The sequence below is a fragment of the Microcella pacifica genome, assembly GCF_009371975.2.
Taxonomy (GTDB): domain Bacteria; phylum Actinomycetota; class Actinomycetes; order Actinomycetales; family Microbacteriaceae; genus Microcella; species Microcella pacifica.
Window position 1 is genome coordinate 1 of the sequence record NZ_VIKT02000020.1, and the last position, 20,381, is coordinate 20,381.

General features: G+C 68.0%; 23 protein-coding genes. 10 read left to right on the plus strand and 13 right to left on the minus strand.

All coding sequences use genetic code 11. The annotated features are described in order from the left end of the window. The coding region (locus FK219_RS10910) for a hypothetical protein (RefSeq protein ID WP_210416817.1) at window positions 1–396 on the plus strand (396 nt) is incomplete at its 5' end. Window positions 397–1,404: 1,008 nt separating this feature from the next. Here the strand turns inward: FK219_RS10910 and FK219_RS10915 are convergent. Both FK219_RS10915 and FK219_RS10920 read right to left on the minus strand, forming a co-directional pair. Beyond that, window positions 1,405–1,848, minus strand: a complete 444-nt coding sequence (locus tag FK219_RS10915) for a hypothetical protein (protein WP_152583958.1) — start codon at window positions 1,846–1,848, stop codon at window positions 1,405–1,407. Between the two features lie 249 nt (window positions 1,849–2,097). Beyond that, window positions 2,098–3,186 carry a TY-Chap2 family putative peptide chaperone gene (locus FK219_RS10920; RefSeq protein ID WP_152583959.1) on the minus strand — a complete coding sequence of 363 codons (1,089 nt, stop codon included), beginning with the start codon at window positions 3,184–3,186 and terminating at the stop codon, window positions 2,098–2,100. A 232-nt stretch (window positions 3,187–3,418) separates the two neighbouring features. Here FK219_RS10920 and FK219_RS10925 point away from each other — a divergent pair, with 232 nt between their 5' ends. Beyond that, window positions 3,419–3,682, plus strand: a complete 264-nt coding sequence (locus FK219_RS10925) for a helix-turn-helix domain-containing protein (protein WP_165638124.1) — start codon at window positions 3,419–3,421, stop codon at window positions 3,680–3,682. Window positions 3,683–3,841: 159 nt separating this feature from the next. Here the strand turns inward: FK219_RS10925 and FK219_RS10930 are convergent, their stop codons facing one another. From FK219_RS10930 to FK219_RS10940, 3 genes are all read right to left on the minus strand, one after another. Then, window positions 3,842–4,372 (minus strand): hypothetical protein, encoded by a 531-nt coding sequence (locus FK219_RS10930; protein ID WP_152583961.1) that lies wholly within the window; start codon window positions 4,370–4,372, stop codon window positions 3,842–3,844. Window positions 4,373–4,706: 334 nt separating this feature from the next. After that, window positions 4,707–4,901, minus strand: coding sequence for a helix-turn-helix domain-containing protein (locus FK219_RS10935; RefSeq protein ID WP_152583962.1), 195 nt, complete (start codon window positions 4,899–4,901; stop codon window positions 4,707–4,709). Window positions 4,902–5,034: 133 nt separating this feature from the next. Further along, entirely contained in the window at window positions 5,035–6,225 is a 1,191-nt protein-coding gene (locus FK219_RS10940) for a site-specific integrase (RefSeq protein ID WP_165638125.1), read from the minus strand. Between the two features lie 252 nt (window positions 6,226–6,477). On the opposite strand from FK219_RS10940, the gene FK219_RS10945 reads away from it, so the two are divergent. Beyond that, window positions 6,478–7,392, plus strand: a complete 915-nt coding sequence (locus tag FK219_RS10945; RefSeq protein WP_152583964.1) for a pseudouridine-5'-phosphate glycosidase — start codon at window positions 6,478–6,480, stop codon at window positions 7,390–7,392. A gap of 2 nt (window positions 7,393–7,394) precedes the next feature. Then, entirely contained in the window at window positions 7,395–8,309 is a 915-nt protein-coding gene (locus FK219_RS10950; protein WP_165638126.1) for a carbohydrate kinase family protein, read from the plus strand. A 63-nt stretch (window positions 8,310–8,372) separates the two neighbouring features. On the opposite strand, the gene FK219_RS10955 is transcribed toward FK219_RS10950, so the two are convergent. Genes FK219_RS10955 through FK219_RS10965 form a run of 3 tightly spaced genes read right to left on the minus strand, consistent with a single transcriptional unit; the run spans window position 8,373 to window position 11,199 of the window. Next, entirely contained in the window at window positions 8,373–8,822 is a 450-nt protein-coding gene (locus FK219_RS10955) for a hypothetical protein (RefSeq protein ID WP_152583965.1), read from the minus strand. A 22-nt stretch (window positions 8,823–8,844) separates the two neighbouring features. Next, the gene (locus tag FK219_RS10960) at window positions 8,845–9,786 is read right to left on the minus strand and encodes an EamA family transporter (protein WP_152583966.1); all 942 of its coding nucleotides are present in this window, start codon (window positions 9,784–9,786) and stop codon (window positions 8,845–8,847) included. Window positions 9,787–9,837: 51 nt separating this feature from the next. Next, window positions 9,838–11,199 carry a cryptochrome/photolyase family protein gene (locus tag FK219_RS10965; RefSeq protein WP_152583967.1) on the minus strand — a complete coding sequence of 454 codons (1,362 nt, stop codon included), beginning with the start codon at window positions 11,197–11,199 and terminating at the stop codon, window positions 9,838–9,840. A 51-nt stretch (window positions 11,200–11,250) separates the two neighbouring features. Here FK219_RS10965 and FK219_RS10970 point away from each other — a divergent pair, with 51 nt between their 5' ends. Then, a complete protein-coding gene (locus FK219_RS10970; protein WP_152583968.1) occupies window positions 11,251–12,228 on the plus strand; it encodes a hypothetical protein in 978 nt (325 codons plus the stop codon). A gap of 3 nt (window positions 12,229–12,231) precedes the next feature. Here FK219_RS10970 and FK219_RS10975 read toward each other — a convergent pair whose 3' ends face one another. Continuing rightward, on the minus strand, window positions 12,232–12,663 hold the full coding sequence (locus FK219_RS10975; protein ID WP_152583969.1) for a MarR family winged helix-turn-helix transcriptional regulator: 432 nt from the start codon (window positions 12,661–12,663) through the stop codon (window positions 12,232–12,234). Between the two features lie 359 nt (window positions 12,664–13,022). Between FK219_RS10975 and FK219_RS10980 the strand changes: the two genes are divergently transcribed. Genes FK219_RS10980 through FK219_RS10995 form a run of 4 tightly spaced genes read left to right on the plus strand, consistent with a single transcriptional unit; the run spans window position 13,023 to window position 17,195 of the window. Next, window positions 13,023–14,618, plus strand: a complete 1,596-nt coding sequence (locus tag FK219_RS10980) for a peptide chain release factor 3 (RefSeq protein ID WP_152583970.1) — start codon at window positions 13,023–13,025, stop codon at window positions 14,616–14,618. Window positions 14,619–14,635: 17 nt separating this feature from the next. After that, entirely contained in the window at window positions 14,636–15,562 is a 927-nt protein-coding gene (locus FK219_RS10985) for a metal ABC transporter substrate-binding protein (RefSeq protein ID WP_152583971.1), read from the plus strand. Beyond that, entirely contained in the window at window positions 15,559–16,326 is a 768-nt protein-coding gene (locus tag FK219_RS10990; protein ID WP_152583972.1) for a metal ABC transporter ATP-binding protein, read from the plus strand. Before FK219_RS10985 ends, FK219_RS10990 begins: the two co-directional genes overlap by 4 nt. After that, a complete protein-coding gene (locus FK219_RS10995; RefSeq protein ID WP_152583973.1) occupies window positions 16,323–17,195 on the plus strand; it encodes a metal ABC transporter permease in 873 nt (290 codons plus the stop codon). The genes FK219_RS10990 and FK219_RS10995 overlap by 4 nt, the downstream gene beginning before the upstream one ends. 38 nt (window positions 17,196–17,233) lie before the next feature. Here FK219_RS10995 and FK219_RS11000 read toward each other — a convergent pair whose 3' ends face one another. Together FK219_RS11000 and upp are read right to left on the minus strand one after the other, a co-directional pair. Continuing rightward, window positions 17,234–17,983, minus strand: coding sequence for a winged helix-turn-helix domain-containing protein (locus FK219_RS11000; RefSeq protein ID WP_152583974.1), 750 nt, complete (start codon window positions 17,981–17,983; stop codon window positions 17,234–17,236). 473 nt (window positions 17,984–18,456) lie between these two features. Further along, window positions 18,457–19,092 (minus strand): uracil phosphoribosyltransferase, encoded by a 636-nt coding sequence (gene upp, locus FK219_RS11005; RefSeq protein ID WP_152583975.1) that lies wholly within the window; start codon window positions 19,090–19,092, stop codon window positions 18,457–18,459. Between the two features lie 27 nt (window positions 19,093–19,119). Between upp and FK219_RS11010 the strand changes: the two genes are divergently transcribed. Next, window positions 19,120–19,590, plus strand: a complete 471-nt coding sequence (locus FK219_RS11010) for a nucleoside deaminase (RefSeq protein WP_235923922.1) — start codon at window positions 19,120–19,122, stop codon at window positions 19,588–19,590. 29 nt (window positions 19,591–19,619) lie between these two features. Here FK219_RS11010 and FK219_RS11015 read toward each other — a convergent pair whose 3' ends face one another. Continuing rightward, a complete protein-coding gene (locus FK219_RS11015) occupies window positions 19,620–19,973 on the minus strand; it encodes a hypothetical protein (RefSeq protein WP_152583976.1) in 354 nt (117 codons plus the stop codon). Window positions 19,974–19,975: 2 nt separating this feature from the next. Next, a complete protein-coding gene (locus FK219_RS11020) occupies window positions 19,976–20,308 on the minus strand; it encodes a cation diffusion facilitator family transporter (protein ID WP_152583977.1) in 333 nt (110 codons plus the stop codon). Window positions 20,309–20,381: the final 73 nt, after the last annotated feature.

Consider the following 20,381-nt stretch of genomic DNA (forward strand, 5'->3'; position numbering starts at 1 on the left):
GTTGATGCCTTTCGAGTTGGGGTAAGAGACTTCTCGAAGGATCACACGGTGACCGCGTTCACGTCAGCAACGACGTGCGCGACCACCGTGGGTTACACCACTATGCGGGACTCCACTCAGTACTGGGCCGACGTAAGGCCGTTCCGCGATGACTACGCATTCAACAAGACGCTGCGCGAGATTCGTAATACGGTCGCGGGTCACATCATGGGCAAGCAGGTTGGACTGCTCAACTCAGCCGGTTGGATTGCGTCCCGAGCTGCGGTCCCACGTACGACCGATGGCGTGATGACGAGTCAGATCGTTGGCTACTCGGTAACCGTGCTCCAGGCCCTACTGAAGTACTCGCGTGGGCTGCACACCTGCATGAGTATGTCTGACTCTGTGAAGGGTTGAGGCCCGACCCCGGATCTCCCCAATGCACAGTGCCGGGCCTCGTGCCGACCGTCTCACGGGTTCCACTCCAGCGGGCCGGTCGGCGTCCGGACCGAGGAGCGGGAAGTCGCAGTACCCCGGAATCTTCCTGCGAGCCTCTACTATCTCCGGCTCCAGCATCTTGTTTGTTCAGCGGGCAAGGAAGACTCTGCGAGGCCGGGGAAGTGTTCTCTGAGCCAGGCCGCGTTCGTTGGACTGTCCGGTGCCTCGATGCTTCCCGACTCTGTCAAGACTACGACGCGCCACGAGGGGACGGCGATCATCTCGTGCCGCTTCCCTCAGCATCGTCTTCGAGAGTTGCGTGGCTATTTCTTCTCTCGACGCGCCTGGAGATTCTCTAGTAGTCGCGCTTGTTCAGCACGACGATCAGCGTCAAACGCATCTAGCATCGGCTCAACTAGCGAAGGGTCTTTGATCCAGTTGTCGATCAAGTCGAGGTGTGCCCGACCTATTCCGATCTGGGAAGGGTGCATAGCCTGTGCGCGCTTCTGCGGTGTCATCTCTCCTAGCGCGTCTCGTTTCGATCTTGCTTCCGATGCGAGCCATCGGGCAAGCCGCTTCGCCGTGTCTTGACCGGCAAGGTCACACGCTCGGACCAACTCAGTGAAGGCCTGCATTTCTTGCTCCCGACCTTGCTCGTCGAGTAGGGCTGAGTTGTTCGCGTACCAGTACCAATCCCGCAAGTCCAATGCGAAAGTTCTGCGCCATCGGAGATCACGCTCAGCCCGATCCTCCGTTCTGAATTGAGCTGCCTGTTCGTTCGCATCGCGTGACGCTCGGTACGACCTATATGCCAGGTAGATCGCTGCCACCGCGAGAAGCACCGTCGAGATCGGGACGATCCAGTCCAGGAAGAAGTTCGGTTGGGCGAGTAACCCGTAGATCTTCCGAAGCCAGAACCAATCGTTTTCGGCATCCGGGTTCGGTCCCGAACCGCCTACTTCGAGATTGAGTATGAGAGTCGCTGGATCACATGCCAGCAAGGAACTCTTCCCATCCCTCGCACGCGGGGGTGTCCTCTCTTCCGCCGCAGTAGCTCGGAAGGATGAACCCTGCTTCTTCGCGCAAGTCCAGGCCTTCGAAGCTGGTCACGCCGAATACGGCAGGAATCGAGACGCCCGAGTAGAAGAAGTCTTCCGGGCCATCACAGGCCGTATAGATGGGTTCAACTATCTCGGCCCACTTCGCCTCTTCGTCGGCCTGAATCTCCGCTTGCGTGTCGAGGTCAAGTTCCACGAAGTCATCGGCATAGAACGGGTGTGACCGGTACAGCGCGGCCTGTTCGATTCCAGCATTGTTGAACGCCGACTTGCAATCGATTGTGGTCTGAGGCTCGGGTGCCGAACACCCACTGAGGGCAGTGGCGGCGACCGCGATGGTGAAGAGGCTCGTTGCGAACCGGAAAGGTGACATGAGGTCACCGTAGCAATCAGCCCCAAGAGCGAGAAGCGCGGAAGATCTTTCTGGCCGCGCCGAGAATCTTCTCTCTGACTCTCGGTCAGCGATTCCTTTATTCCGATGACCGATTCTTGATCCGCCGATAGACCCATTGGAGTACTCGAAAGACGAGCTGAAGCAGCGCCCAGGCGAAGGCGATGATGGCGAACAGAAGTCCCCCAAGAACGCTGAGCCAATCGTCACCGTGCGGAGTTCGATTGGACATCAGAGCAGATCCCCAAAGGTCTCGGTGGCCAGGCGGAGGATCGAGCGCTTCGCGCGCTCGTAGGCGGGCAGGAGGTTGACAGCGCGGTCGCGCGTGTAGGCGCGTCCGTCAACAGTGATTGCTGCTACCGGCTCGTCGTCTCGAAGCACGATCCAGCAGTGAGACTCGGGTTCGTGTGGGAGACCGAGCGTAGCGGCACCACGAAGGTGCTCTCGGAGGGGTGTGAACTTGTCGATATGTCCGAGGACTTCCTGTTCGTCGTCACTGGATGAGTCAATGAACTCATTGCGTACGTCCCAACGCTCCTTGGCTTTCAGGGTGATGTTGAGCAGGGTGGCGATGAGCCGGTACGTCAGGGTGATTGGCCTGCTGGTGGGGGTCTCCTTGGGGTGTTCAAGCCGTGCAGAGACTTCGAGTGCCTTGATCTGCTCGTGCGGGTCATTCGCGGCGAGCGATTCAGCCCAGGTGGTCACAATCGCGTCGCGCGTTTCGGAGCCGGGAGGGTGATGGACCTGGATACGTCCTGCGCGATTGAGCATGATGCAGACTTGCTGCCACATGTCGCCGTCGCGCGGATCGAATAGGCACAAGACGTCGTACATGCCACCGCCTGGGTGCATCTCATGAACGACGAGTCCGGGGTGGCGGCGCACCAACTCGCTCGCGATCCACCAAGATTCTGCTGCCACGAAGCGCGCAGAAGGTTCGAACGCGGCGACTTGCGGTTCGGGTTCGGGTTCGGACTCTGGGTCGCCAGAGTCCACTGCGAGGAATCGAAGCGGTTCGGTAGCGGGCGAGCTGGCGATGAAACCGCGCCAGATGCCCTCCATGGTCTCGTGAAGGGAGAACTCGGCCTCTACGATGCCCCAGTTAGAGTTGTACGCCGAACTGGTGTCAGTGAGCCATTGGAGGTGGCTGACCCAAGAGCGGCCCTCGGGTCGCCCGCTGGCGCGATGTCCGCGCGATTTCATTTGGGCAAAGTCAGGCAGATAGAAGCTTTCGCCGTGTTCGTCGTAGATGCCGACTGGCACCTGCGAGGCGTAGCCCTCAACCCAGTCGTGGTGGACGGCGTAGTAGCGCTCAGGCATGGTGACTCCTTTCGTCCGCAACATCGCGTGAACCGTGCAAGGGGAGTTGCGCTCCCGGTATCGGCTAGCGGCGTAAGGGTCCGCAAGTGCGCGGATCGAGTTCCTCTCTGAAGTCCTCGACGACGGGTATGAACGCCCTCCAGGGCGGTTCTGCACTTCTTAGCGCGTAGTTACGCTCTATAGAGCGTATCGCGCCGCTGTGACATTGACGCGGGTTCGGTCAACTGGAGGTGTGCCAGAGCGAGACGAACCCCGAACGCCGGACTTCGCAGAATTGCGATTCTTCTTGGCGCGGATGCGCCGTGAACGACGGCTGACGCTAGAGCAGCTTGCCGAGCGATCCGGCATCGGACGCCGCAGCCTCGTGCAGCTCGAATCCGGTGAATCGAGGGGCACCCTGGCGACCTGGTTTGCCGTCGCCGAGGGATTGGATGTCGAGATCGGCGTGCTCGTGTCGGCCCTCTATGGTCCAGGCCGAGAACGGCGCGTCAAGTAGCGCTCCTTTTCGGCGAGCGCCGAAATGTAGTCCGGGGACTACCCAAATTTGACGACCCCCCAACCATGTTCTTTTCCTGAAACGAGCCAGAACCGCAGGAATGCTGTTTCGAAAAACGAGCATCACGTCTTCTTGCGTCCGACCGTCGCAAAGCACCACCTACGAAGACGCGTCAGCTGCCCCCTCCGGCTCCGTCGCAACTTGGGAGGAGTCGGGTGCGGGTAGTTGCTTGCGGAGCCGTTTGAGGCTGCTGAGGCTCATTCCGAGCGCGTCGGCCTGCTGCGTTGGCCTGAGGCCGTCCGGGAGGGAGGCAAGCGCCTCCAGCGCCTCCGGTGTGACGACGGAGGGGCCACGCCGGGAGTTCAGTCCACCTTTCCGCCCGGCCTCGCGCCGTTCGATGATCCATTCCTCCGACCAGTCCCGGAGGGCGGCGCTCGCCGCATGGTCGGCCATGGTCTCGACGGTCTCGTCCTTCAGTCCGAGGCCCTTGCCATCGTGAGCATTCCATGTGCGACCGCGCTCGCGGATGCGAGTCTCGAACAGAGCCGCGAGCTGTTCGTGCGTCGGAGGGTCATATCCCTCGCCCTGGAGGTCATTGAAGATTTTGAATCCCCACGCTTGCAAGTAGTCCCAGACATCCAGGTAGTAGCTTCGAGCCTTCTGAACAACTTCGCCTGTCTGCGCGTTCACGCGCTGCTTCGCGTAAACGATTCGGAGTGGAGGAAAGCGCATCGCCTTGCGGTCGTTTCGTCCTGTGCCTCGTGCTCGTGTTGCCATCTTCGCAACACGGTGGAGCACTTCATCGCTAGGAGTCCCCAGGGGGGAACTGGCCTTTTCTGAGCCGCTGGCTCGTACCTTATTTGAGCTGGTCGATTCAGAGGGCTGAGCTACAGCCCTAACGCTGCTCTGCATCTCTCCGAGGGTGAGGCGGCGCTCGCCGCCCGGTACGCTTGTAGACATAGCAATCCTCTAGCGCGTCCTTCCGATCCTGACCGACGGGAGGGCGCGCTGCTGTGTGAGGGGCTTACCGACCCGCGCGGACCTGGAGCGGGCGACCGAGGTCAGCGAGGGCGTCGGCAGGAATTCTGATGAGACGCCCCGCGACGCGCACGGCGGGCAACTCGCCCTGTGAGATCCAGCGGCGCACGCTCTTCTCAGAGACCGAGAGACGCTCGGCGGCGGTGGCAATAGTCACGTACTGGGGCGATGCAGTGGACATGGCAGTTCCAATCGAGTTAGGACGATTGGATCTGTTGGGTCGATCACCATACCGAGCACTTCCCGCGATGGCGCGGGCGCTACGTCTACTCTAGTCCATTCATGAGCAGTCGTCTGTTTTCAGAAACGAGCGGTCAGCCCCCGGTGCCGGTTTCGGGCAGCTTGGTGACGTTAGGCGGCATGACCGGAGGCAGTACGGGCATCTTGTCGGCCAGCTCGGCGGCGCGGTCGGAGATCTTCTTGATGTAGTGGCGCTCGGTCACCGTGCTCTCGGAGTGGCCCAGGAAGTCACGAGTTTCGAAGAGGCTGGCACCTGCGGTGCCCATGAGGTGGGAGCCACCGAAGCTGCGCAAGTCGTGCTCTCGCACCAGGCGGCGCACGCCAGCAATGTCTCTTGCCGCGTTCCAAGTCTTGTTGAAGTCACTGTCGTGGATGAACTCGGAACGGCCCTTGGGAGCGAATAGGAGAGAGTCCGGGAAGGCCCCGACTCGGCTATTGAGATGCGCCGTGAGAGGTCCCGTGATCCAGGTCGGCAGGGTTGCCATCCGAATGCCACGGTCACTCTTCGGGGGGCTGATGATCCAGCCCCGACCCGTCACATACTGCGCCTGGCGGTGCACGTCGATGACATAGCGGCCATCAATGAGAGCGATGTCGCGGCGGCGGAGAGCGCGCCACTCAGAGAGGCGCAGGCCGCCATAGGCGGCGATGAGCACGGCGAGCTTGTACCGGTCATCAATCTGATCGTAGAGGACGGCCAGCTCCTCCAGTGTGGGGGGCCGGAAGGTCCTATTGGTCTTGCTCTTGGTCAGCTTGGAGGGAACCGGATTCACCTCGATGATTCCGTCCTCCACTGCCGTGTTCAAGATCGCGCGCAGGACCCGCGCCTCTGCTCCTGCTGTGGTCTTCGTTCCCGGCGCAATGCGGTTGGCGTGCCAGGTGCGCACCCGTGCGGGCGTGATGGCGCTGAGCTTGTCACCCGCGAACTCTGAAAGGCCCTTCGCTACGTGCCTCCGGTACTCGGTGGCAGTCTTCGGGCGCAAGGGTTGACCCTGGGCATTCGAACGCTGAGAGATCCAGGTCTCGGCGTACACCGCGAAGGTCTCGGCACTGACCGTCTTCGGGTTCTTCCACTTGCCGCGCTGGATGTCGGTGCGGATCGAGGAGAGCCATGCACGTGCATCTGTTCGCGTCGAGTAGGTGAGCGCAGCCTTGTGGCGCTCACCGTCGGGGCCGATGTAGCTCGCTTGGAATCGACCGGAAGGGAGGGCGCGGATCGATCCCCAGTCTTCGCGGTTGGCCTTGTACTTCCGGGTCTCGGTCATCGTCCCTGCTCCTCCATCGGATTGCACGTGCAATCTGCGTGCAATCCAGACTGTCATCTGATGTCCATTCTAGGGCATCAAATCAGACAGCCGAGGCTCGCTATTTCCAGAAACAAGCGGAATCTGGGGCATAAGCGCTGAGCGTGCAATCTAGCGAAATGTAGCGACTTTCTGACTACGGATCAGAAGGTTGGGAGTTCGAGTCTCTCCGGGCGCGCCACACCGCCACTCGCCACCGGCTAGCCTTGCCCGGTGACCCTCCTGCACCTGTCTCCCGATGTGGAGGCCGCGCTCGCCGCGGGCCGCCCCGTCGTGGCCCTCGAGTCGACCATCATCAGCCACGGCCTGCCGCGGCCCCGCAACCACGAGGCGGCACTGGAGTTCGAGCAGCTGCTGCGCGATCAGGGCGTGACGCCCGCGACGATCGCCGTGCTCGACGGCGTTCCGCAGATCGGGCTCGATGCCGACGGCGTGCGGCGCATCGCGGAGGAAGATCTAGCGAAGGCGAGCGTGCGCGACCTGCCCATCCTTGCCGCGCGCAACGCGAGCGGTGCGACGACGGTGGCTGCGACGGCGCACCTCGCCGCGATGGCGGGCATCCGCGTCTTCGCGACTGGCGGCCTGGGCGGCGTGCACCGCGGCGCGAGCGAGACCTTCGACGAGTCTGCCGACCTCTCGACGCTCGCGGTCACTCCCATCACGGTCGTCTCGGCGGGGGTGAAGAGCGTGCTCGACATCGCCGCGACCCTCGAGCGTCTCGAGACGTACAGCGTGCCGGTCATCGGCCTCGGCACGACCGTGTTCCCGAGCTTCTGGCTGCGGGAGAGCGCCTTCACTCTCGACTGGTCGGTCGAGAGCCCCGCCGACGTCGCTGCCGTGATGGTGGCCCACGATGCGCTCGGCCACCGTCAGGGCATCGTCGTCGCCAACCCCGTGCCCGCCGACCAGGCCTGGGAGCGCGAGGAGCACGAGCGCGTGCTCAACGAGGCCTTCGCGGCCGCCGAGCGCGCGGGGGTGACCGGCAAGGCGGTCACGCCGTTCCTGCTCGGCACGATCGTGGAGCTCTCCGGCGGCCGCAGCCTCGAGGTCAACCTCGACCTCGCGCGCAACAACGTGCGGGTTGCGGGCGAGATCGCGCGCGCCTGGGCGGCACAGGCCGGCGCCTGACCGTGGCGGGCTCGCGCGTCGTCGTCGTGGGCGACGTCATCGACGACATCATCGTCGTGCCGGGCGGACCCGTGCGCGCCGACACCGACACGACGAGCGCTATCGTGCGCAGGCCCGGCGGCTCCGCATCCAACACCGCAGCCTGGCTGGGGTGGCTCGGAGCGCCGGTCGACCTCGTGGGGCGGGTCGGGGCCGGGGATCTCGAGCGGCACGCGAGCGTGCTGCGGGCATCCGGAGTCGCACCGCACCTGACCGAGGACCCCGACCGGGTGACGGGAACGATCGTCATCGTCGTCGAGGGGGAGCACCGCACGATGCTCACGGATCGAGGTGCGAACGCGACGCTGTCGCCTGAGGCGGTCACGGATGCTCTGCTCGACGATGCCGCGTACCTGCACCTCACCGGCTACACGCTCTTCGACGCGCTCGAGGCCGAGTCGTTCGCCCAGCTCGTGCGGCGGGCTCACGAGCGCGGGGTCGTGGTGTCGCTCGACCCGGGTTCGGCCGGGTTCCTCGTCGACTACGGGGCTCGGCGGTTCCTCGCCGACACGCGCGGCGTCGACATCCTGCTGCCGAACCGGGCGGAGGCGCAGCTGCTCGTCGGCGACGCGTCGACGGCGGACGGGTCGACGCTTACCCCGGAGGAGTGCGCCGAGGCTCTGCTCGAGCATGCCCCGACCGTCGTACTGACGAGCGGCGGTGAGGGCGTCATCATCGCGCGGCGCGGGGGTGAGCTGCAGCGGGTTCCCGTGGAGCCGGTGGAGACGGTGGACCCGACGGGGGCCGGCGACGCGTTCTCGGCGGGACTGCTGCACGGTCTGCTGGCGGGCGACGATCTGGAGGCGGCGACCGTGACGGGAGTGGGCACAGCACGCGCGGCGGTCGCCCTCCGAGGAGGACGACCGCCTCTCGCGTGAGGTGCGGGTGGTGCAGGTGAACGTGCTGACCGAGCCCCCCGATGCGGCTCGGGCTGCGCGCCCCTAGTCGGAGGAACCGACCGAGCCGGGGCTCGCGGGTGAGTCGGCGCTGGCGGGGGAAGCCGGGCTCGCGGGCGACGCGGGGCTCGCCGGCGACGGCGGGCTGTCGACGCTCACGGGGCTCGGCGCCGAGACGGAGGCCGGGCTCAGGGGCGATGCGGGCGACTGCGCGCTCACGGGCGACTGCGTGCTGGTCGGCGAGGGCGTGCTCGCGGGCGACGTCGGCGAGGGCGACACGATGCTGTCGCTGTTGACGTCGAACGAGAGGTCGCCGCTGTCGTCGGTCGAGACCGAACCGTCGTCGTTCACGGAGAGCCCGGGAATCTGCAGGTTCGTGGCGCCCGAGACGAGCGGCATGGTGCTCGCTGTCGCGACAGCGCCTCCCGTGAGGCCCGCGAGTCCGAGAGCCGAGACGGCGCTGATGGCGATCCAGTTCTTGGGGGTCAAGCTCATGAGGTGCTCCTTCTTCTGCGAATCAGGAGGCGGAATCCCTCCCGGTGATGTCTTCATCATGGGCACTGTCGATGAGAGGGGAAGGAGGCGCGGATGAGGAGATTCTCATGCTGCGGGTTCGACTGGAGGCCACAGCTCCCGCGCACGCGGCCATGACGACGACGATCGCGAGGAGCTGCGCTGGAGAGAGATCCTGCCCGAGCACGATGAGCCCGGCGAGCGCTGCCACGGCGGGGCCGAGGCTCGAGAGCACGCCGAACACGCGTGTGGGCATCCTCTTGAGGGCCAGGAATTCGAGGGCGTACGGGATCGCGGAGGTCATGATTGCGACGCCGGCGAAGGCGAGCATCAGGAGCGGGTCGACCGCGACGGCGCCGACCGCGTCGCTCGCTCCCCAGGGGGCCACCAGCAGGGCGGCGACGATCATGGCGACACCGAGTCCGTCGACGCCGCGAGCGCGCGGCCCGAGTCGCGCTGAGGCGACGATGTAGAGCGCCCAAAAAACGGCGGCCGCGGCCGCGAGGAGGGCGCCGACGAGGTCGAGCTGCGCCTCGCCGTCGAGCCCGAGCAGGGCCACGCCGATCGCCGCGAGAACGACCCAGGACAGGTCGCGCCAGCGTCGCGTGCCGGCGATCGCGACGGCGAGCGGCCCGAGCAGCTCGATCGTGACGGCGACGCCGAGCGGAATGCGGTCGATTGCGAGGTAGATGAGCGCATTCATGCCCCCGAGACCGACACCGAGGGCGACGACGCTCGCCCACGTGCGGCGATCCCAGCCGCGCACACGGGGCCGAACGACCGCGCACAGGATGACGGCGGCGAGCGTCATGCGCAGAGCGGCGGCTCCGAGGGGCCCGACGACGCTGAACAGCGATCCGGCGATCGCGTTGCCGAACTGCACGGAGAGGACCGCGACGACCGCGAGCAGCACGGGCGGCACGGTCAGCGATCGGGAGTGGGGCATCCCGTTGAGTATTCCCTACCCGTGCTCGCTGCCCGTCAGCGTGCGTCGCGCTCAGGCCTTCGCGGCCTTCACCGCCTCGTACGCCGCGAGCGCCTCGTCCCGGGACGCTTTGAGGTCGACGATGGGGTCGGGGTACTCCTCGGTGTCGAGCTCGGGCACCCAGCGGCGGATGTACTCCTGGTCGGGGTCGAACTTCTCCGCCTGCAGCAGCGGGTTGAAGACGCGGAAATACGGGGCCGCGTCGGCACCAGAGCCGGCGACCCACTGCCAGCTCGCCGCATTGTTGGCGGGGTCGGCGTCGACGAGCGTGTCCCAGAACCACTCCTCGCCCACGCGCCAGTCGACGAGCAGATTCTTGGTGAGGAAGGAGGCGACGATCATGCGCACGCGATTATGCATCCATCCCGTGGCCCACAGCTCGCGCATGCCTGCGTCGACGATCGGGATGCCCGTGCGCCCCTCCTGCCAGGCCTCCAGCTGCCCGGGGTCGGGCCGACCCCACGGGAACTCATCGAACTCGCGGCGAAAGTTGACCGTCGCGAGGTCGGGCCAGTGGAAGAGGATGTTGACCGAGAACTCCCGCCAGCCGACCTCGCTCAGAAATGTGGCCAGGTTGCGCGCAGCCTCGGGGCTGATGCCCTCCTGCACGCGATCGCGAATCTGGTGGGGGCTGATCTCCCCGAACCGCAGGTGCGGACTCAGGCGACTCGTGGCCTCGATGCCCGGCTCGTCGCGCCGGTGGTAGAGCGCGAGGCCGTCCTCGACGAAGTGCTCGAGCCGCTCGTGCGCTCCCTGCTCGCCCGGGGTCCACGTCGCGCGCAGGCCCTCGGCCCAGTCTGGCCGGGTCGGCAGCAGCTCCCAGTCCTCGAGCAGCTCGCTCTCGGCGGCGTGACCCTCGAGGGCGTGGGGCGCCGCGACCGGTGCGCGGGGCTCCTCGCTCGCGAGCGCAGCCTTCCAGAACGGCGTGAAGACCTTGTAGGGGTCGCCCGCGCCGGTCGTGAGAGTCCAGGGCTCGTAGAGCACGGAGGCCGCGAAGCTGCACACCGCGACGCCCTCCTCCCGGAGGCTCACCTTGAGCTCGGCGTCGACGTCGCGCGCGGCCGAGTACCGGCGGTTCCAGAACACCGCATCGGCTCCGACCTCGCGCACAAGGGCGGGCAGCACCTCACTCGCGGCGCCGCGGCGCAGCGTCAGGCTCGCGCCGAGCTCGGCGAGGCTTGCGTCGAGGGCGATGAGACTGTGGTGCAGCCACCAGCGGCTCGCGGCGCCGAGCGGGCGCAGGCCGGGGGAGGCCTCGTCGAGCAGGTAGAGCACGACGACGGGCGCTCCGCGCTCGGCGGCGGCGAGGAGCGCGGGGTTGTCGGCCACCCGCAGGTCATCTCGAAGCCATACGATGCTGGAGGGTTGCGACATGCGTTCAGCGTACGTGCGGCATCCTGCGATCACGCTTCGAGCGAGGGCAGCATGGCAGTGGAGGACGAGCAGGGCGAGGCGGGCATCCCCCTCGTGCCCCCGACCGTGCCCTCGGGACCGCTGCCTCCCTACGCGGTTGCCGGCGACCCCCGCCACGAGGCCTTTCGCGAGGTGCTCGCCGAGGCCGACCGTCTCGCCGTGCCGGTGCTCATGGGCGGAGGTGTCGTGTACGTGCAGCACGGCCTCATCTCGCCGCGTGCCTCGAAGGCGCTCTCGCTCATCGTCGACCCCGTCGGGTTCGAGGTGCTGCTCGGCGCGCTCGGGTCGGCGGGGTGGGTGCCCGCGCGCGCTCCCTCGCGCTCGATCTTTCCCGTGGCGGTCGTCTCGCTGTGGCACCTGGCCTCGAACGCCTACCTCGACCTGTACCCGATCATCCCGGGCTTCCTGCGCCACCCCGTGGGCGTGTTCGAGAGGCTGTGGAGCGACCGAGTGGCAATGCGGGCGTTCGGCAGGGAGGTGTGGGCGGTCGACCGTCTCACGATGATGATGCTCGCGGTGCACAGCCGCCTCGGCCCCCGCTCGGGCGGCCCCCGGCTCGAGGAGTTCCGCGCCTTCTTCTTTCAGCAGTTCTCGGTCGTCATCACGCCGGAGGAGAAGGCGCGGTTGCCCGAGCTCACGCGCGCCGTCGGGGGAGAGGGCGTCATGCGGCCGTTCTTCGACCAGCTCGGCATCCCGTGCCCGCCGACACGCGTGGCGTCGCTCGCCTACGCGCGTGCCCGGTTCGGTGTCGATGAGGTGCCGAGCGCTGCGCGGCTGCTCATCGGGCGCTGGGACTCGGCGGTGCGGCCGCGCCCGCGTTTCGCGCGGGACGTGCGCCACGCCCGGCGCTGGGTGCTGTGGACGGCGGGGCCGCAGCTGCTCCTGCTCTCGCGCATGCTGCCCGCTGCCGCACTGCGTCGCCGACGCACCCTCTTTCGCGCCCTCGGCGTCGCACCGCGCACCGCGCCTCGGCCTGTCAGCGAGCTCTAGCCGCTACTCGCCGCGCAGGCGATCGCAGAGCGCCGTGAGCTGCCGCAGCTCCTCGGCGTCGAGAGAGCCGCCGACGCGACGGGCGATCGAGTCGGCGTGGATGACGGCCACGCGCTTGAAGAGCTCGAAGCCCTCGGAGGTGAGCGCCACGATCGTGCCGCGCGCATCGCGCGGGTCGGGCGTCTTCGCGACGAGGCCGCGCGCGGCCAGCCGGTCGAGCAGGCGGCTGACACTCGGCTGGCTGAGCAGGAGGTGGGGGATGAGGTCGCGGATGCGCAGGCAGCGCCCTTCCGCGCGGCTGAGGTTGAACAGCACGTCGTACTCGGTGAACGAGATCTCGTGGGTCGGAAACTCGGCGGTGAGCTGCCGCAGCACCGAGACCTGCGCGCGGAAGAGAGACTCCCAGGCGTCGACAGCCAACGATTTCTCGGTCATGGGTCAACTCTATTCACCCGCATGCGCGTACGCAGGCCATGACGGCGTGTGACGGTGCGAGCAGAGTGATGGCGGGGAGGGCGGATGCGCCCGTTAACAGAATCGAGGGCCGGTTGCCGAGGCAAGCAACCGGCCCTCTCCCTTGCACCAAGAGTGTCCTGCAATCACATTCCGCGTCAGCTGCCACAGCAAACAACTTCCGCACCTGAGAAGGTATAACAGAACGGTAACGGTGTCTAGTTACCTGTTCGTTATTTTTCTGAGGATGCCCGGCGCGAGCCTCCCGGGCAGGGCGCCCAGGCGGCCGGCCGTAGACTGAAGGGTCGAACAGCCGGGGACGAGAGCGAAGTGAGGGAGCCATGACCGAGGTCGTCGAGCAGGCTTCCCGTCGCCGCACGATCGCCGTCATCTCCCACCCCGACGCCGGCAAGTCGACCCTCAGCGAAGCGCTCCTCCTGCACGCGAACCGCATCACGACGGCGGGCGCCGTGCACGGCAAAGGCGGTCGTGCCGCGACCGTGACCGACTGGATGGAGATGGAGAAGGCCCGCGGCATCTCGATCACCTCGGCCGCCGTGCAGTTCGAGCACGAGGGTGCAATCATCAACCTCGTCGACACCCCCGGCCACTCCGACTTCTCGGAGGACACCTATCGCGTGCTCTCGGCGGTCGACTCGGCGGTCATGCTCGTCGATGCGGCGAAGGGCCTCGAGGCGCAGACGATGAAGCTCTTCGATGTGTGCCGTCGGCGGGGCATCCCGATCATCACCGTCATCAACAAGTGGGATCGCCCCGGCCGCGACGCGCTCGACCTCATGGATGAGCTGCGCGACCGCACCGGTCTCGTGCCGCAGCCCATCACGTGGCCCGTCGGGCTCTCGGGCGTCTTCCACGGACTCCTCAACGTGGCCTCCGGCCACATGGAGCGCTACCACCGCACCCCGGGCGGCGCGACGATCGCGAGCATCGACACCCTCACGCCCGCCGAGGCGGAGGCCGAGTTCGGCGACGACTGGACGACCGCGCATGACGAGGCGGCGATCGTGGGGGCGGATGCGGCCGAGGCCTCTGCAGCCGCCGTCACCCCCGTGCTCTTCGGCGCCGCCGTGCTCAACATCGGCGTGCGGCACCTGCTCGACCTCATCGTGAGCGCCGCGCCCGCGGCCGTCGTACGGGTCGACGAGAAGGGCACCGAGCGCTCCCTCGACGAGCCCTTCTCGGCCTACGTCTTCAAGGTGCAGTCGGGCATGGACCCCGCCCACCGCGACCGTGTCGCCTTCGCCCGCATCTGCTCGGGCCGCTTCGAGCGCGGCATGATCGTGACCCACGCCCAGTCGGGGCGCCCCTTCGCGACGCGCTACGCGCAGCAGGTGTTCGGGCAGGATCGCGCGACGCTCGAGGAGGCCTGGCCGGGCGACATCGTCGGCCTCGTCAACGCGGCCTCCCTGCGCCCCGGCCACACGCTCTACGAGGAGCGGCCTGTCACGTTCCCGCCGATCGAGCCCTTCGCTCCCGAGCACTTCCGCATCGCGCGCAGCACCGAGTCCAGCCGCTACAAGCAGTTCCGCCGCGGCATCGAGCAGCTCGACGAGGAGGGGGTGGTGCAGGTGCTGCGCTCGGAGCGCCGTGGCGACCGCGAGCCCATCCTCGGCGCCGTCGGGCCCATGCAGTTCGAGGTGGTCGCCGACCGCATGGAGCGCGAATTCCGCGTGCCCATCGCGTGGGATGCCCTGCCCTACTCGATCGCGCGTGTCACCGACCGGGCCAGCGTCGAGGTGCTCGCCCGCAAGCGCGAGTGCGAGATTGTCGAGCGCAGCGACGGCAGCCTGCTCGCGCTGTTCTCGAACGAGTGGCGCCTGCTCATCCTGCAGCGCGAGAACCCCGAGCTCATGCTCCAGGCCCCCACGGGTGCGGGAGCCGACGCGGCCCCCGCCTCGTTGCCGCAGACCTCGTGAGGTTGTAACTTTTCGGTATGCCGAAAAATTGGGCCGCGGTGCCCGCGTCGCCTCGCCGCGCGACGAGGAGCGCGGCCCTCGCGGTGCTCGCGGCGCTCGCCCTCGCCGGCTGTAGCGTCCCGGCCGAGGAGGCCGACGACCGCCCGCTCGTCGTCACGACGTTCACCGTCATCGCCGATCTCGTGAGCGAGGTCGGCGGGGAGCGCGTGCGCGTCGAGTCGATCACGCGCGTGGGCGCCGAGATCCACGGCTACGAGCCCACCCCGGGCGACCTGCGGCGCGCGCAGGGCGCCGACCTCATCATCGACAACGGCCTGAACCTCGAAGCCTGGTTCGAGCAGTTCCTCGAGAATCTGGACGTGCCGCGCGTCGTTGCGAGCGCTGGCATCGAGCCCATCGCGATCGCCGGCACGACCGCGCCCAACCCGCACGCCTGGATGTCCCCGGTCGCGGCGGAGAGCTACGTCGAGACGATCCGGGCGGCGCTCACCGACCTCGACCCGGAGGGTGCGCCCGAGTTCGCGAGCAACGCCGCCGCCTACACGGCCGAGCTGCGCGCGCTCGCCGCCGAGCTGACGGAGGCCATCGACGCGGTGCCCGAGAGCAGTCGGGTGCTCGTGACGTGCGAGGGAGCGTTCTCCTACCTCGCCCGCGACCTCGGTCTCGCCGAGCAGTACATCTGGCCGGTCAACGCCGAGCAGCAGTCCACGCCGCAGCGCATCGCCGACACGATCCGCGTCGTGCGGGAGCGCGCCGTGCCCGCGGTGTTCTGCGAGTCGACGGTCTCCGCCGACCCCATGCTTCAGGTGGCGGAGAGCACGGGCGCCCTCTACGCGGGCGAGCTCTACGTCGATTCGCTCTCCGAACCCGATGGACCCGTGCCCAGCTACCTCGAGCTGCTGCGCTACGACCTCGCCCTCATCGTCGACGGGCTCACCTCGTGACCGCGGCCGCGCACCCGGCGCCGCATCCCGAGAGCGACGCCGTCGTGAGCCTCGACGGCGTCACCGTGCGCCACGGCGAGGTGCTCGCTCTCGAAGACGTGAGCCTCGAGATCGCCGCGGGCAGCGTGGATGCCCTCGTCGGCATGAACGGCGCCGGCAAGTCGACCCTCTTCGCCGCGATCATGGGCCGCGTTCCCCTCTCGAGCGGCACGGTCCGCGTGTTCGGCGGCCCGCCGAGCGTCGCGCGCAAGGCGGGCCGCGTGGCTTTCATGCCCCAGGGCGACAGCGTCGACCGCGCCTTCCCGCTCTCGGTGCGCGAGGTCGTGACGATGGGCCGGTACGGTCGCCTGGGCGCGATGCGGCGGGCACGGGCATCCGATCGCGATGCGGTGCAGGATGCCCTCGCTCGCGTTCAGCTCAGCGACCTCGCCGAGCGCCCCATCGGTGCGCTGTCGGGCGGCCAGCGCACTCGCGCGCTGCTCGCCAGGGCGCTCGCGCAGGATGCCGAGCTGCTCCTGCTCGACGAGCCCTTCGCCGGGGTGGACCAGCGCAGCGAGGCGCTCATCGCGGGGCTGCTCACCCAGTTAGCGCGCGACGGCCGAAGCGTGGTCGTCTCGACGCACGACCTTACGACGCTGCCCGACCGGGCCGACCGCGTCATCCTCCTCGCCCGGCGGCTCATCACCGTCGACAAGCCCGAGGTCGCGCTCGCCCCCGAGTCGCTCGCGCGCGCCTTCCAGTTCCCCCGCGAGGAGCGATCGTGACCCTCATCGACCTGCTGGTGGAGCCCTTCGGCTTCGAGTTCATGGTGCGCGCGATGGCCGCCACGACGATCGCGGCCGTCGTGTGCGCGGTGCTCAGCTGCTGGCTCGTGCTCATCGGCTGGTCGCTCATGGGCGACGCCGTGGCGCACTCGGTGCTGCCCGGCGTCGTGCTCGCCTACCTCGTCGGTGCGCCCTTCGCCCTGGGAGCGTTGGTCTTCGGGCTGCTCGCCGTGCTGCTCATCGGGCTCGTGCGCGACCACAGCCGCGTCAAGGAGGACGCCGCGATCGGCATCGTCTTTACGAGCCTCTTCGCGCTCGGCCTCGTGCTCATCTCCGTCGTGCCCAGCCAGATCGACCTCGGCCACATCGTCTTCGGCAACGTCCTGGGCGTCTCGGCCGGCGACCTGTGGCAGATCGGCATTCTCGGTGCCATCGCGCTCACCCTGCTCATCGTCAAGCGGCGCGATCTGACGCTCTACGCCTTCGACGCCGACCATGCCCACTCGATCGGCATCTCGCCCCGTGCTCTCTCGGCGCTCCTGCTGGGCCTGCTCGCTCTCACGGCCGTCGTGAGCCTGCAGATCGTCGGCGTCGTCCTCGTCGTCGCCCTCCTCATCATCCCGGGAGCGACAGCGCACCTGCTCACCGACCGCATGGGCCGGATGCTCGTGCTCGCGCCCCTCCTGGCCGCGAGCTGCTCGATCATCGGCGTGTACGCGAGCTACTACCTCGACGTCGCCCCCGGAGGGGCCGTCGTGCTCGCCAACGCTGCACTGTTCGCGATGGCCTACCTGCTCGCGCCGCACCGCGGGGTGCTGTGGCGGCTGCGGTCGTCCCGGCGGCGTGCCACTGTTGCGACCTCGACATAGCCGCGCCGAGAGCGAGCAGAGGCTAGAAGAAGCGCCGTTTAGAAGAAATCAGGGCTCGGCGTCGAGGCGTAGCGGATCACGACGTCGGCGTGCCGGTCGAAGCGGTAGCCGGCACCGCGCACGGTGCGCACGATGTCCTCGTAGCCGCCGAGCTTCGAGCGCAGCCGACGCACGTGCACGTCGATCGTGCGCTCGTTCGGAACATCCTCGCCCTCGACCGCATCCGCCCATAGGGCGGCGATGAGCTGCGCGCGCTCGATCGTCTTGCCCTCCCGCAGCACGAGGTACTGCAGCAGCTCGAACTCCTTGTAGGTGAGGGCGGCGGTCTCGCCGTCGAGCAGCACGCGCTTGCGGGAGATGTCGATCACGACGCCCTCGACGGGCTTCTCGACGGGCTCGGGACCGCGGCGGTATCGCGCAAGCGCCGCCGGGTCCTGCAGCGCGAGGCGCACGACGTCGACGTCGCGCCCACCTGCCCCTGCCGGGGCGAGGGCCACGGCGGCGTGGGTCTGCGACTGCGGGGCGAGCTCGGCGGTCACTCGCTTGAGCTCGTTCACGAGGCGACCGAGGTCGATGCCGGCGGCAGCGGCCTTCGCCTCGTCGAGGCCGACGTAGAGCACGAAGCCGCGCGCCTCGGTACCCTCGGGCACGGCGCGCACGCGGGCGCCGCCGGGTGCGGCTGGGGTCGGCGCGGCCGGCGAACGGGGGAGGTCGGGCGAGCTCGGCACGGCGGGCGCACGAGCGGGGTCGGGGGTCGGAGAGGTGCGGTCGAGGGCGGCGAGAGACATGGGTGTGACGCTTTCGGCTGAGTCGAACGGCTCCGCGCCGTCGGCACGCGAGTCGTTCGAAGATGTGCTGCGAGGGGTGCGCGCATCCCGTACCGAATCGTCGGCTGCGGGAGCGGGGAGCCCGGCGTCGTCGCGATCGTCCATCAGCTAGGTCAGGGGTCGCACGGTCGGAGCGGGCTCGGCGTGGTCAGGAGAGGAGACCAGGTCGTCGATCACGCGCACATTCGACAGCACTCGTCAGCGCGCACCGGCATCATCATGCCGGCGATCCCGAGGGCCGAAGCGGCAACAGGAGGATTCGCAGTGACGGTCATGCCCTGCAGTATCCCGGGCGCTCGCGAGGTCGTCAAGTTGCCCCGCCCTCCCCGTCGTGCCAGATCTGGCGCGAAAGGGCGCTCGGCCGAGGCGTGTGCGCCCATATGCGTCAGATCTGGCCCAGATGGGCGCACCTGCGCGCTGGGCGCGCGGGTGCGCTACGCGACCGTGCCGTAGAGGCGGTCGCCCGCGTCGCCGAGGCCCGGCACGATGTAGCCGTGCTCGTTGAGGCGCTCGTCGAGCGCGCCGAGCACGATCGTGACGTCGCGGCCGTCCGTGGCCTTCTCGATCATCGCGAGACCCTCAGGCGCGCCGAGGAGGCAGACCGCGGTCACGTCGACGGCGCCGCGGTCGAAGAGGTACTCGATCGCCGAAAGTAGCGAGCCGCCCGTCGCGAGCATGGGGTCGAGCACGAAGCACTGGCGGTTCGCGAGGTCGTCGGGCAGCCGCTCGGCATACACGCTCGGCTCGAGGGTCTCCTCGTTGCGCACCATGCCGAGAAAGCCGACCTCGGCCGTCGGCACGAGCGTCGTCATGCCGTCGAGCATGCCGAGGCCGGCGCGCAGGATCGGCACGATGAGCGGGCGGGGCTCGCTGATGGCGAGGCCCGTGGTGGTGGTGACGGGCGTCGTGATCTGCACCTCGTGTGTGCGGACCCCGCGCGTCGCCTCGTAGGCGAGCAGCGTGACGAGCTCGGCCGTGAGCGCGCGGAAGGTGGGCGACGGAGTCGAGGCGTCGCGCAGAACCGTGAGCTTGTGGGTGATGAGAGGGTGGTCGGCTACGTGCACTCGCATAGGGTCAATCTATACGGAAGGGGCACCATGACCGTCGTGAGCGCGAGCGACCGCGAGGCGATGCGCGCGGCGCTCGCCGAGGCGCGCGCGGCCCTCGAGTCGGGGGACGTGCCGGTTGGGGCCGTGGTACTGGATGCTCAGGGCCGGGTCATCGCGCGTGGCAGGAACGCCCGCGAGCGCGACAGCGACCCGACCGCCCACGCGGAAGTCGTCGCGCTGCGCGAGGCGGGTCGAGCATCCGGTGATTGGCAGCTGCCGGGGTGCACGCTCGTCGTGACCCTCGAGCCCTGCGTGCTGTGCGCCGGCGCCATCCTCGCCGCGCGCATCGACCGCGTCGTGTTCGGCGCCTGGGACGTGAAGGCGGGTGCCGCGGGCAGCGTCGTCGACCTGCTGCGCGAGCGCCGCCTGCCCTACCGTGTGCGCGAAGTCGTCGCCGAGGTCGACGCGGAGGAGTCGGCGCAGATGCTGCGCGACTTCTTCGGTGAGCGCCGGGCCTAGCAATTACCCGGGCAGGGCCGGGCCGACCGCTACCAGAAGACGGCGATGACGACGTTGACGAGCGCGAGCCCGCCCGCGGCGTGGAAGAAGGGCTTCACGGCGCGCGTGTTGCCATTCTTGCGGCTTCGCAGCCAGCCGAGCAGCGCGGCGATGAAGACGACGAGCGCAATGCCGAGCTTGACGAAGATCTTCGTGTAGTCCTCGATCTGCGAGGCCGCGATGCCCGCGAGGGCGATGCCCGTGACGAGCTGCGTGATCGCTCCGCCGAGGACGGCTCCGATCGCGAAGTCGCTGTTGCGGCGCATCTGCAGCAGGAAGGGGCCGACGATCGCGGCGAGGCCGATGAAGTGGCCCACGACGAAGAACGAATACAGAAACTCCATGGTCACTCTGCTCCTCTGATGACGAAGACGTCGGTGGGCGGATTGGCATCGACGCGCGGCGCGGCGATCTCCGGTTCGAGCACGATATCGCGAGCGTCGGGCACAGCGCGACGAATGCCCGTGCGCACCGCCCCGAGCACGGCCACGACGTCGGCGACGGGGGTGGAGCGCCCGAACCCGAGTCGCGCGGTGATGATGAGTCGCTCATCCTCGAGGCGCAGAGCTCGCACGTCACCGACGGACTGCACACCCGGGGTGCCCACGATGACGTCGCGAATCGCCACGGCCTCGGCACTCGCGAGAGTGCCGGACTGGTCGGGGTTGTCGTCGGTCACGATGCTCGCCGCCTTCCGCCTCCGCCGCGCTGCCGCGCGGTATCTGTCTGGCGCCCTCCAACCTACACTCGTG